This is a genomic window from Pseudobutyrivibrio sp. AR14 (assembly GCF_900101325.1).
GTDB lineage: Bacteria > Bacillota > Clostridia > Lachnospirales > Lachnospiraceae > Pseudobutyrivibrio.
The window spans coordinates 22,095-35,089 of the sequence record NZ_FMUY01000008.1 but is presented as its reverse complement, the minus strand read 5'-3'; the positions used below and the strand labels follow the sequence as shown (position 1 = coordinate 35,089).

General features: G+C 39.4%; 11 protein-coding genes and 1 tRNA gene. 11 read left to right on the top strand and 1 reads right to left on the bottom strand.

The features are described from left to right. Positions 1-102: 102 nt before the first annotated feature. The gene (locus BLP50_RS08710) at positions 103-2,754 is read right to left on the bottom strand and encodes a transglycosylase domain-containing protein (RefSeq protein WP_090153791.1); all 2,652 of its coding nucleotides are present in this window, start codon (positions 2,752-2,754) and stop codon (positions 103-105) included. Between the two features lie 83 nt (positions 2,755-2,837). Between BLP50_RS08710 and BLP50_RS08705 the strand changes: the two genes are divergently transcribed. From BLP50_RS08705 to BLP50_RS08655, 11 genes are all read left to right on the top strand, one after another. After that, the gene (locus tag BLP50_RS08705) at positions 2,838-3,491 is read left to right on the top strand and encodes a YigZ family protein (RefSeq protein ID WP_090153789.1); all 654 of its coding nucleotides are present in this window, start codon (positions 2,838-2,840) and stop codon (positions 3,489-3,491) included. Between the two features lie 98 nt (positions 3,492-3,589). Then, positions 3,590-3,661: transfer RNA gene (locus BLP50_RS08700), tRNA-Gln, on the top strand. 51 nt (positions 3,662-3,712) lie between these two features. Further along, positions 3,713-4,414 (top strand): acyl-[acyl-carrier-protein] thioesterase, encoded by a 702-nt coding sequence (locus BLP50_RS08695; protein ID WP_090153787.1) that lies wholly within the window; start codon positions 3,713-3,715, stop codon positions 4,412-4,414. Beyond that, a complete protein-coding gene (locus BLP50_RS08690) occupies positions 4,414-5,238 on the top strand; it encodes a CvfB family protein (RefSeq protein ID WP_090153785.1) in 825 nt (274 codons plus the stop codon). Before BLP50_RS08695 ends, BLP50_RS08690 begins: the two co-directional genes overlap by 1 nt. Positions 5,239-5,308: 70 nt before the next feature. Beyond that, positions 5,309-5,683, top strand: a complete 375-nt coding sequence (locus tag BLP50_RS08685; RefSeq protein WP_090153784.1) for a RidA family protein — start codon at positions 5,309-5,311, stop codon at positions 5,681-5,683. A 21-nt stretch (positions 5,684-5,704) separates the two neighbouring features. Continuing rightward, complete coding sequence (gene trxB, locus BLP50_RS08680) at positions 5,705-6,619, top strand: thioredoxin-disulfide reductase (RefSeq protein WP_090153782.1); 915 nt, start codon at positions 5,705-5,707, stop codon at positions 6,617-6,619. A gap of 153 nt (positions 6,620-6,772) precedes the next feature. Next, positions 6,773-8,002 carry a C40 family peptidase gene (locus BLP50_RS08675; RefSeq protein WP_090153780.1) on the top strand — a complete coding sequence of 410 codons (1,230 nt, stop codon included), beginning with the start codon at positions 6,773-6,775 and terminating at the stop codon, positions 8,000-8,002. 652 nt (positions 8,003-8,654) lie between these two features. Further along, complete coding sequence (locus BLP50_RS08670; RefSeq protein WP_090153778.1) at positions 8,655-9,743, top strand: PucR family transcriptional regulator; 1,089 nt, start codon at positions 8,655-8,657, stop codon at positions 9,741-9,743. Positions 9,744-9,780: 37 nt separating this feature from the next. Continuing rightward, positions 9,781-10,461, top strand: coding sequence for a cell division ATP-binding protein FtsE (gene ftsE / locus BLP50_RS08665; RefSeq protein WP_090153776.1), 681 nt, complete (start codon positions 9,781-9,783; stop codon positions 10,459-10,461). Further along, entirely contained in the window at positions 10,451-11,359 is a 909-nt protein-coding gene (ftsX, locus tag BLP50_RS08660; RefSeq protein WP_090153774.1) for a permease-like cell division protein FtsX, read from the top strand. Before ftsE ends, ftsX begins: the two co-directional genes overlap by 11 nt. A 95-nt stretch (positions 11,360-11,454) precedes the next feature. Next, the gene (locus BLP50_RS08655; RefSeq protein WP_090153771.1) at positions 11,455-12,735 is read left to right on the top strand and encodes a S41 family peptidase; all 1,281 of its coding nucleotides are present in this window, start codon (positions 11,455-11,457) and stop codon (positions 12,733-12,735) included. The last annotated feature ends 260 nt before the right edge of the window (positions 12,736-12,995 follow it).

The following is a 12,995-nucleotide window of genomic DNA, read 5'->3' as shown; positions in this document are numbered from 1 at the left end:
TCTCAAGCCTTTGATATTCCTTTCGGTCACTACATGTGACCTACAGGAACACAAAGAGCTTGATAGTTACTAGGGGCTTTTATTATAAATCACCTAATTTATTTATTGCGACGGTGCGGGTACCACTGGGGCAGCTGGCGCTACAGGTGGTGCAGGAGCCGCAGGTGGCGTTGCAGGAACTACTTCTACTGTGCCCTCGCCGGCTGGGCTGGCTGGTGCAATAGCTCCGCCGCCTCCGATTGCTCCAGAGTTAGGAAGTGGATAACCTCCGTGGATAGGGCAATACTGTCCAAATGTGGTAGCATCTAATCCATATGCTGCATCAGCTGTACCTGGAGCTGCGCCTAGGATAAATACACCAGTGTAGGCTGGACATTCTGAATTAGCAAACATGTGAGTTGCAGTACATACATTTCCGACATAGTGATGATCACATGTCTCTGTTGGCTCTGTGCCTTCTTCAAAGTACTCGGTGTAGACCTGAGAACCACGAGGATCGCAATCACATACACCAGGAATAGCAAGCTTACCAGATTTCTTACATACCTGCTTAGTAACTATTCCACTAGGCTTAGTAAAGTCTTTGTACTCTAGATTCTCGTGAATTCGGCTCATTACAGCCTTCCAAATTATCTTAGAGTATGTTGTATAGCTCTGAGGAGTATTATCATCAAATCCACCCCAGATAACCGCTGTATAGTAAGGTGTGTAACCTGCAAATACGGTATCTTTGTTTTTGGTTGTAGTACCTGATTTACCGGCTACTGCCATACCATCGAAGTTAGCAGCTTTACCAGTACCGGTTGTCATAACATCTTCCATAGCGCTTGTGAGTAACCAAGCAGTAGTTTCTTTTAAAACTCGCTTTGACTGGTTCTCTCTGTTATCAAGGATTATATTTCCCTGATGATCTACTACAGTAGTATAGAAGATTGGAGAATTGTACTCGCCACCGTTTGCGATTGTTGCATAGGCTGTAGTCAAATCTAAGTTAGTAACACCCTTAGTGATACCACCAAGAGCAAGAGATGCATTGTTATCTGTATCAGTCAGGGTAGTGATTCCAAGGTTCTGAGCATATTGATAACCAAGGCTTGTGCCGATATCCTGCATAACCTCAACTGTAACTACGTTAATAGAATATGTAATAGCTGTACGAATATTGGTCCAGCCTAAGTATTCCTTATTGTAGTTTGATAGCTTTGTTCCATCAGCGTATGTGGTAGGCATATCATTTTCAACAGATGCAAGTGTCATACCGCCTGCATCAAGTGCTGCAGCATAACATGCTACGACCTTGAATGTAGAACCAGGCTGTCTAGTGATGCCTGTTGCTCTGTTAAGAGTTTTGGCAGCTAATTTATCACCTCGACCACCTATCAAAGCAACAACTTGACCGGTGGACTGATCCATAACTGTCATAGCAGCTTGAGGCTGTAAAGTAAAATCTTTTGACTCGGCAAGAACTTCGTCGCCAGGCTCCATAATATCAGCTTTGTAGGCTTCAATAGCAGCCTCAGCCTCTTCTTTTGAGTCAAACTCAAGGGTATAACTCTTATCGCTTGCCTGATAATAAGAAAGCATTGTTATATCTGAGTAGTTGGCTGTAGAGCCGTCAGCTTTAGTGATGGTAAGTCGATAAGAGAAAGAAATCTTTTCGATGTCGTTGTAGTTTTCTGTATTATTAACCTCTTCGTCAACGATGCCCTGAATTCGTGTGTCTTGTGTTGAGTAAATTGAAAGACCGCCAGAATATAGGAGAGAGTAGGCCTCTGTCTCGGAATATCCAAGCTTGTTTTGTAAATCCTCAATAATCTGATCAGTAAGTGCATCTACAAAGTAAGAGGTAGATGATGAAGTACCATAATCAGTATTTGCTACCTGAATTCTATCGTATACATCATCAGCGATTGCTTCATTATACTCAGCTTCTGTAATATATCCTTGCTCAAGCATATTATTAAGAACCTTCTTGCGGCGCTTAGCATTATCCTCAGGATGATATATTGGATTATATTTAGAAGGATTCTGAGTGATACCGGCAATAACAGCACATTCTGAAAGGCTAAGGTCTGAAACTGACTTACCAAAATATCTCTGGGAAGCAGACTCAACACCAAGTGTGTTTTGACCTAAGTTTATACTGTTAAGATAATTCTCAAGGATAGTATCTTTACTAACTACCTTTTCAACTTGAATAGCAAGGTATTGCTCCTGAATCTTACGATTAAGACTGTCTGCAAAAGTGTGCTCAGAAGTCCATGTAGTAAAATAGTTGTTCTTAAGTAACTGTTGGGTGATTGTACTAGCACCCTGCGAGAAATCAAAACCATTTGTAACGCCGGTGTATGCTGCACGAATGATACCTTGAATATCTACACCATTGTGTTCTCTAAAACGTGAATCCTCGATAGCAATGAAAGCGTTTTGAAGATTCTCTGGAATATTCTCGAGCTTTACATAAGTTCTGTTGGAACCGGTAGCTGCAAGAGTCTCGATTTCATGACCATCTGAATCGTACACCTTACTTAGATAACCAGTAGGTGAAATATTAATCTTTGATACATCCTCAGGTAACTGAGAAATGAGATTTTTCGCATAGAGGTAAGCAAAAATACCACCAGCTATAAATACAGAGACAATGCATATCAATGATATACGAATAATGGCAAGTCCGGCACTGTGGTGCTTTCGTTTGCCGCGCCCTGCAAGCTGAGCGGATCGCTTAGCTGCATTTTCTTTTCCGTAATTCATAATAACCTCCAATTTAGACTTCATTATAGCAAACTCTTCATTTATAATAAAGAGAATCGGTATTTTAAAAGAATAGGACAGATATGGAAGAAAAAGAGTTTAGGATAGTATATGAAGCAGGTCAGGGTGAAATAGAAGAGAAGAAGTCTAGATTTATTGCTCACGTGGCACCTGTTACCTCTGAGGAGGAGGCTGTTTCATTTATAAATGGAAAGAAAAAGGAATACTGGGATGCCAGGCACAATTGCTCAGCCTTTGTAATCGGTGACAACAATGAAATAACCCGATGCAACGACGATGGCGAGCCGGCCCAGACTGCAGGAAGACCAATGCTTGATGTCCTTCTCAAGGAAAATGTTCATAACTGTGTAGTTGTGGTTACCAGATATTTTGGCGGAGTATTGCTTGGAACTGGTGGATTGGTTCGCGCCTACCAGAAGTCTGTCCAGGAAGGGCTTAAAAACGCTAGACTTATTGCGCCTAAAAAAGGAAGAGTCTGTCATATTACTACCGATTACAATGGGTATGGAAAATTAGAATACATTCTACGTGAAAAAGATTTTCCTATTTTAAATACAGATTTTGGTGCTGATGTAGTAATTAAATCTGTAATACCATCTGAATTTGTTGAGGAATTTACAAAAGCGGTAGCTGATAAAACCGCTGGAAGTGCCCTAATTTCCTGGGATGACGAGATTAAGTACGCCATTTTAGATGGGCAATTGATAAATTTTTAAAAAAGGTTTGAAAAAGTGCTTGCTATTTTAAAATCTATGCTTTATAATAGCATTCGTTGACGCCGATAAGACAGTCAGCCAGCTAATTTAAGCTATATTGGCCCATCGCCAAATGGTAAGGCAACGGACTCTGACTCCGTCATTTCAAGGTTCGAATCCTTGTGGGCCAGCTAAGACCTAAGCATAGCGCTTAGGTCTTTTTCTTTTATGGAGGTAACATAATGTATCAGTATAGTGACAGGATCAGCTACAGTGAAGTAGATGCTAATCTTAATCTTACATATTATAATTTGGTAAATTACATGCAGGATTGCAGCTGCTTTCATTCTGATGATGTGGGAGTTGGAGTTCATTATCTTGCACCACTTAATTTAGGCTGGTTCGTTACAACATATGAGATTCATATTAATCGTCTTCCTAAATATATGGAGCGTATCAAGATATCGACTTATCCATATCAGGTTCGTGGAATGATGGCGCGCCGTGTATATGTTATTGAATCAGAGGAAGACGGAGAACTTCTTATATATGCAGATTCTCTTTGGGTGCTGATGAACCTTGAGAGTCTTCACCCTGCAAGATTAAATGATAAAATATTAGAAGCTTATCCCCTTGATGATGCTAAGCCAGATTTTAAATTTGACAGAAGCAAGCTTCAGTACAGAGATGAGGGAGAGCTTGTTGGCAAGTTCAAAGTTAATGAAAATCACATCGATACTAATGGTCATATGAACAATTCCTTCTATATAGATGTGACCAGAAGATATCTTCCAAAAGAGGACTTTTCTCAGATTACAGTTAACTATAAAAAAGCAGCACTGCTATTTGATGAGTTGGATGTATATTTGGTAGAATTAGAAAAGGGTTATCAGGTAGTTCTTAAAAAGGACGATGAAGTTTATACAATAGTGGAGTACAAATAATGAAGCTAGGAGAAATACAAAAGCTTAAAATAGAAAAAAAGGTAGAATTCGGGGTATACCTATCTGATGGTACAGATAGAGTTTTGCTTCCTAAAAAGCAGGTTCCAGAGAATTATAAAATTGGCGATGAGATATCTGCCTTCATATATAAGGATTCCAAGGACAGGCTTATTGCTACCACCAACACCCCAAAACTTACTTTAGGCCAGTACGGTCTGCTTACCGTTAGCCAGGTTAATAAAGTTGGTGCATTTATGGATTGGGGCCTTGAAAAGGATTTATTCTTACCATTTAAGGAAATGACTCGTCAGCCAAGTGAAGGTGATGAGATTTTAGTGAGAGTCTACATTGATAAAAGCGAGAGATTATGTGCCAGCATGAAGGGCATCTATGATATGCTTTCCAAGAAGCCACCTTATCAGGTGGGAGATGAGGTTGAGGCTAGGATTTATGAGTTCGGTCATGACTTCGGTACATTTGTTGCACTTGAGGATAAGTATTCTGCTATGATTCCTCGTCATGAGGATGTATCCAAATTTAGAATTGGAGATGTTCTTATGGTTAGAATCACAGGAATAAAAGAAGATGGCAAGTGTGACGTTACAATCAGAGACAAGGCATACGTTCAGATGGATGAGGATGCAGAGGCACTTCTTGATTTGATTGATAGTTATGCAGGAGTATTACCTTTTACAGAAAAGGCATCTCCAGAAGTTATTAAGAGAGAGACAGGACTTTCAAAGGCTGCATTTAAGCGAGCAGTAGGCCGTTTATATAAGGAACGTAAAATTTCTCTCGAAGGTGGTAAAATTCGCCGCATATAATATCAGATTAGTGATATACTATATATAATTTATGCTAGAAATGAGTTGAAAGACAAAAGGAGGAAATGTAATGAAAAACGTAATTGCAACAGACAAGGCACCAGCAGCTATCGGACCTTACTCACAGGCTATTGAGGTTAATGGAATGGTTTATACATCAGGTATTATTCCAGTAGATCCAGCTACAGGAGAGATTCCAGAGGGTGCAGCTGCACAGGCAGACAGAGTATTCAAGAGCATGACAGCTCTTTTAGAGTCAGCAGGTACATCTATGAAAAATGTTGTTAAGACTACAGTCTTCATCAAGAACATGGATGATTTCGCAGCTATTAATGAAGTATATGCTAAGTATTTCCCAGAGCCATTCCCAGCTCGTTCTTGCATTGAGGTGGCACGTATTCCTAAGGATGTTTTATTAGAGGCAGAGGCCATCGCTACAAAGTAATTTTTCGGAGAATAAAGTTTTATGGTTTATGATGTAATTGTAATAGGTGCAGGCCCAGCTGGGCTTACAGCTGGTATTTATGGCAAGCGTGCGGGGCTTGACATTCTTGTCTTAGATACCAGTTCTATTAGTGGGGGACAGATACTTAATACATACGAGATAGATAATTATCCAGCACTTCCCGGTGTATCAGGCACCCAGTTGGCAGAGAGCATGCGCAGTCATTGCGAAAAGCTTGGAGTTGAGTTCGCTAGAGGACGAGTTACTTCTATTAATGAAAAGGATGGTCTCAAGGAGCTCATCACTAAGAAGGCTACTTTTTTAGCAAAGGCTGTAATCATCGCTACAGGAGCTTCCAATACAAAGCTTGGTTGTCCTGGCGAAGAAGAATTTTCAGGTATGGGCGTTTCTTATTGTGCAACATGCGATGGAGCCTTTTTCAAGGACAAGACAGTGGCTGTAGTTGGTGGCGGAGATGTAGCTCTTGAGGATGCAGTTTACCTAGCTAGATTCTGCGAAAAGGTATACCTCATCCACAGGAGAGATGAGTTCAGAGGCGCAGCTTCTTTGCAACAGCAGGTTCTTTCATCTGACAAAATTCAAATCATCTATGACACTACAGTTGAGGCAATCAATGGAACTGAGGCTGTGGAGTCAGCTACAATTAAAAACAAGAAGACAGGAGAGACTTCCATTCTTAATGTGGATGGAGTGTTTATTGCGGTTGGTACTGCTCCAAACACAGCATCCATAGCGGGTCTGCCTGAGCTTGATGAGAGAGGTTATATCATAGCTGATGAGACTTGCGAGACAAATGTGCCAGGCATATTTGTTGCAGGCGACGTAAGAGCTAAGCAGCTTAAGCAGGTTATTACAGCTACAGCAGATGGAGCTAATGCAATTACATCTGCTCAGAGATATTTACAGGCGAAATAACTTACTTAAATATTACGATTATTACGGAATTTAAACTCCCTAAAAAATATAAAAATTTTGAGGTAATTTACGGGTTGACAGAGGCAATTTTAGATTATATAATGTCAACACAGTTGTAACAAGTTTGTAATAAATTTGGAGGTTTTCTTACAAATGAATTTAAAATTGACAAAAGCTGTCAGCTACTCACTTGCAGCATGTATTTTAGCATCTAGTGTGTCTCTTACATCAGATGCAGCCAGTGCTGTATCAGGCGCTAGTGCATTATCTAGCGTGACAGGTACATTAGAGGATTCTGATTACAGCGCATATGCAGGTGCACAGCTTACAGTTGACTATATGCTTGCTGATGCTACTGCTATTTCAGCAGAGTCACAGCTTGCCGCTAACGAGGCAGATTCAGTTGCCTCAGCGGATGACCCTTATGCAAATGTAGCAATTGCGCAGGTTGATAACTATGTATATATTCGAGAGTCAGCATCTCCTGATAGCGAATATGTTGGAAAGCTTTATAACAATTCAGCAGCTACAGTTTCAGAGACTGTTGAGGCAGCAGATGGTACATGGCTTAAGATCACATCTGGTGATGTTACAGGTTATGTTAAGAGTGAGTACGTAGTACAGAATGACGAGGAGCTTGCTAAGTCAGTTTCTAGACGTCTTGCTACATGTCATACTACTACTCTTTATGTTAGAGAAGAGGCTACTACAGATTCAGACGTTATTGATATGATTCCTGACGGCGATGATGTTACAGTTATCGATGAGTCTACAGCAGCAGATGGCTGGGTTAAGGTAACATGTAATGCTGGAGAGGGTTACGTTAGTTTAGATTATGTTTCTCTTTCAACAGACTTTACAGTAGCTGAGTCAAAGAATGCTGAGATTGCTCGTTTGGCTCGCGAGGAAGAGGAAAAGCAGAAGGCTAAAGAGGCAGCTGAGAAGGCTACAATTACTGCACAGGCAGTTCAGGCTAATGAATCATCATCTTCATCGTCATCATCTTCATCATCAGGAAAGACTTATGCAGCACCTTCAGGTAGCACTGGTGGTTCAGTAGTTTCTTATGGTGCACAGTTCGTTGGTAATCCATATGTATATGGTGGATCATCACTTACTAATGGTACAGACTGTTCAGGATTTGTTATGAGTGTATACTCAGCATTTGGTGTTAGTCTTCCTCATTCATCAAGTGCACTTCGTAGCGTTGGTTACGGTGTATCTTATGAAGAGATGCAGCCAGGTGATATTGTATGTTACTCAGGTCATGTTGGTATCTATGCTGGTAATGGTCAGTTATTACATGCATCTACATACAGAACAGGTATCACATATTCAAATGTTAACTACAAGAATATCTTAGCTATTAGACGAATCTTCTAAAAATATAAATAATTTAGGGCACCGGAGTTTCGGTGCCCTTTGTTTTTGCAATATTCATCAAGTTACGAAAACGATTTATGTGCCTTGAAAAAAGGAATTTTGTAATATTGGAAGATAAGAAACACTAATTGTCAGAATATTAAAATTCGTAAAACTTGGCCCAATTTTAAAAGTTGCACAAAAACGGAAGAAGTTAAAAATACATATAACATAGTATATGGGCAGTCGGTAACAATTAATCAACAAATTGTCAAACAATCAAGGCTGAAAATCGGACTTGTAAACGAGTTATCCACTTTATCCACCGAAAACGATGAAAATTGTGAAAAGTTATCCACAATCCACATAAACGAATGTTTTGTCTTAATTTTACAAAAGTTGGCATTTTGTAGTAAAAGATTGACAAAATAGAGAGAGGCTTTTTATCAGAAAAAAGCCAATGTTTTCTGAAAACAGAGAGAATTGTATCAATATTTACAAAGGATATTTGGGCAAAATGGATACTAGTTGTAAATTTGCATAACAAAATCCTAGTTTCCTATTTTATTTTTTGGTTATTTATATTAGAATGGGCATAGGTTATGTGAAATAGTATGCAAAATTAGGATTTCGCATTGTTTATATTGCATATATTACATAGGAGGTATTCGATATGATTTCGAATCAGATTATGCAAAATACAATAGAGGGCTTGCATCAGCTCACAAAAGTTGATTTGGCTGTAATGGATTCCGAGGGTACTGTATGTGCTAGCACATTTATGGATACTGCTGGATATACAGATGCTGTTTCGGTATTTGCTGCTTCTGAGGCAGATAGTCAGGTCGCACTTGGATGTCACTTTTTTAAGGTGTTTGATGATCAGCAGCTTGAATTTGTGATTCTGGCCCAGGGAGATGATGAGCAGGCTTCTACTATTGGAAAGATTGCCGCTTTCCAAATTCAGGAATTGATGATTGCCTATAAGGAGAGATTTGATAAGGACAACTTCATTAAGAACTTGCTCCTTGATAACTTACTTCTTGTAGATATCTACAATCGTTCTAAAAAGCTTCACGTGGATATAAATGCACGTCGTGTAGTTATGATTGTTGAGGTAGGCCCTGATAAGGACGGCGATGAGCTTGATAGAGTTCGTTCTGTATTTGGTGGCAAGACAAGAGATTTTGTTACTGCTGTAGATGAGCACAATATCATAGTAGTAAAGGAACTTGGAGAGAATGACACATACGCAGACATTGATAAGATTGCTGCGGTTATCATCGATGCTTTCCATGACAAGAATTCAAAAGACATTAGAGTTTCCTATGGTACAGTAGTAGGAGAGATAAAGGAAGTCTCTCGTTCATATAAGGAAGCATCTATGGCTATGGATGTTGGCAAGATTTTCTTTGCTGACAAGCGAATCATTGCATACTCAGCTCTTGGAATTGGCCGTCTCATATACCAGCTTCCAATTCCACTTTGCAAGATGTTCATTTCAGAGATTTTTGAAAATAAGTCTCCAGACGATTTCGATGAAGAGACTTTGACTACAATCAGCAAATTCTTCGAGAATAGCTTAAATGTTTCTGAGACATCTAGACAGCTTTATATCCATCGTAATACTCTTGTATATCGTTTGGATAAGCTTGAGAAGAGCACAGGTCTCGACTTGCGTATTTTCGAGGATGCAATCACATTTAAGATTGCGCTTATGGTAGTAAAATACATGAAGTACATGGAAGATGAAAAATTCTAGCACTTCATATTAGGTAATAAAGAAAGAGGTACTTACATTGATACGATTAGATCACGTTAGCAAGTCCTATGAGGTTGGTAAGCCAGCCTTAGAGGATGTGACTATACACATTGATCCAGGCGAGTTTGTTTTCGTCGTTGGTGATTCAGGATCTGGTAAGTCTACACTTATTAGACTTCTCCTTAAGGAATTGGAGCCAACAAAAGGCAAGATTTACATTAACGGTCAGGACCTTAAAAAGGTTACACACAAAAAGATTCCAATGTACCGTAGAAATGTTGGCGTTGTATTCCAGAACTTTAGACTTCTTCCAGATAGAAATGTCTATGAAAATATAGCATTTGCTATGAAGGTTGTTGAGTCATCAAATCGTGAGATTAAAAAGAGAGTTCCTACAATGCTTTCTCTTGTAGGACTTGCAGCAAAATATAAGTCAAGACCTAGCCAGTTATCTGGTGGTGAGCAGCAGCGTGTTGCTATTGCTAGAGCTTTAGTAAATGAGCCTAAAATCATTCTCGCTGACGAGCCTACAGGTAATCTTGACAGCGATAACACATGGGAAATCATGCGATTGTTAGAAGAGATTAATCGCAGAGGCACAACAGTTGTTGTGGTTACCCATAACATGGAAATAGTTAGAGCTATGAATAAACGAGTTATCACCATTAAAAAAGGCGTGGTAGTAAGTGACGTTGGAGGTGATGACTATGAAGATTAGCACTCACTTATATAACATTGGCCAGGGTATTAAAAATATTTGGAGAAACAAGCTTTTCTCATTGGCATCTATAGCGACTATGACAGCTTGTATTTTCCTTTTTGGTATATTCTATTCACTTGGCACCAACTTCCAGACTATGCTTAAGGAAGCTGAGGAAGGTGTTGCTGTTACTTGTTTCTTTGACAAGGGTATCACTCAAGAGCGTATTGATGAAATAGGTTCAGAGATTAAAAAGCGCCCAGAAGTAGCTTCTTACAATTTCGTTTCAGCTGAAGATGCTTGGGAGAATTACAAAGAAGTTTATTTTGAGGGACACCCAGAGGCAGCTGAGAGTTTTAGAGAGGATAATCCGCTTGCAGATTCTGCTAACTATGAGATTTATCTCAGCGACGTTTCTATGCAGTCCACTCTTGTATCTTATCTCGAGGGACTTGAGGGCGTCAGAAAAGTAAACAAATCTGAGGTGGCAGCTAAGACACTTACTGATATCAACAGTGCGATTACAATAGTTTCAATGGCAATTGTCATTATTCTGTTATTCGTATCTGTATTCTTGATTAGTAATACAGTTATGGTTGGTATTTCTGTCCGTAGAGAAGAAATTGCCATTATGAAATTGATAGGAGCCAAGGATGCATTCGTCAGAGCTCCATTCGTAGTAGAGGGTATTGCAATTGGTCTGATAGGTTCTATCATTCCTCTTGTATTATTGTTCTTTATATATGAAAAGGTAGTTGCCTATGCAGCAAGCGAGTTCAATTTCTTGAGTAGCATGGTTTCTTTCATACCAGTAAAGACAATATTTAACACTCTTGTACCTATATCATTAATACTTGGTGTGGGAATCGGTTGGGTAGGTTCTAGACTGACCTTGCATAAACATCTTAGAGTTTAGTATAATAATGAAATCTGGGGAGTGCCTTGGCAAACGCCGAGGCACTTTTAGTATATGGTTAACAACTAGATTTATTTAAAACAGAGGGAATAGTAATGAATGAAGAATTTGAAGGCGTAAGCACAGACCTTAATACAGAGAGAGGTTCTGAAGAAGTTGAGAACACAAATCCTGTGGAGGAGAATCCTAAGGGTAAAGAGAAAATCCGAAAGGGCTTAGCGATAGCTCTATACGTATTCATAGGAATAATTGTTGGAACAAGTATTACTATGGCTATCTGCAAAAGCTATGTAGATACTCAGATGGCGAAAATTTTGCAAAACCCAGATGGCAAAATTTCATATTTAGAGTATTTGATTGACACATATTTTTATAATGACGTGGAACAAGAGACACTGCAAAATGGTGCTTATCATGGAATATTTGACAGTCTTGAGGACCCATATTCTCAGTATTTTACACCAGAAGAATACGAAGAATATAGTAGCGTGGTCAATGGTAACTTTGGTGGAATTGGCGCAGGTCTTCAGAAGGATGCAGACACAGGAGAGGTAGTAGTTACAAAGGTATATGCTGATTCTCCAGCTGAAAAGGGAGGCGTCAAAGAAGGAGATATTATTGTTTCTGCTGATGGCCATAAGGGTGTCAACTATTCACTTGAGGATTATGTATCTAAATATCTTCGCGGTGATGAAGGCACAGAAGTGACTATTGTTATTGATAGAGAAGGCGAAGAGATAGAGATTACATTAGTTAGAGATATTATTGAAGTAGAGACAGTTTCATACAAGATGCTGGATAACAATATCGGTTATATCCAGATTTCTCAATTTACAGGAAGCACAGATAAGGAATTTGAAAAAGCATTTGAGGATTTACAGGCTCAGGGCATGACATCTGTTATCTATGATTTGAGAAATAACGGTGGCGGTATAGTCGATACAGCTACTAATATCTTAGATTATCTTTTGCCAAAGGGTACTGTAATGTACACAATGGACAAGGCGGGCAATCGCAGAGATTACAATTCAGATGCTAGCCACAAAGAGATTCCTACAGTAGTTTTGGTTAATGGAAATACAGCATCTTCTGCTGAGATTTTTACAGGAGCTATACGTGATTTTAAGTATGGCACTATTATTGGCACACAGACCTATGGTAAGGGCATTGTTCAGACAAGCTTTAAATTACAGGACGGTTCAGCTATCAAGCTTACTACTAATAAGTACTACACTCCAAGTGGAGAGTGTATCCATGGCCAGGGCATCACACCGGACGTTGTCATAGAATATGAATTCTTAGGTGGCGAGGATGATGAATATGCTGTAGAGTTTGATAATCAGCTTCAAAAGGCTCTAGAGGTACTGCGCCAATAGTAACCCAACGGCAATTGTGCCAAAGCAAGTCCCAGAGGAACTAGTGGCAGAGAATAGTTATAGCAGGAATAGTGGTGGATAATAGTTTTATCAGTAATAGCTATTTTAAAATAGCTTGTAGTCTACAATCTCTTAGTGCTCTTTGTAAGGACGTGTTAGTCCGACAAAGAGTATCTAAGGATTGTAGACGTAACAAGCGAGCGTAAAGACCGCTAAAGGCGGGTGTAAAGACCGTAACAAGCGAGAATTGAAAAGAGGTG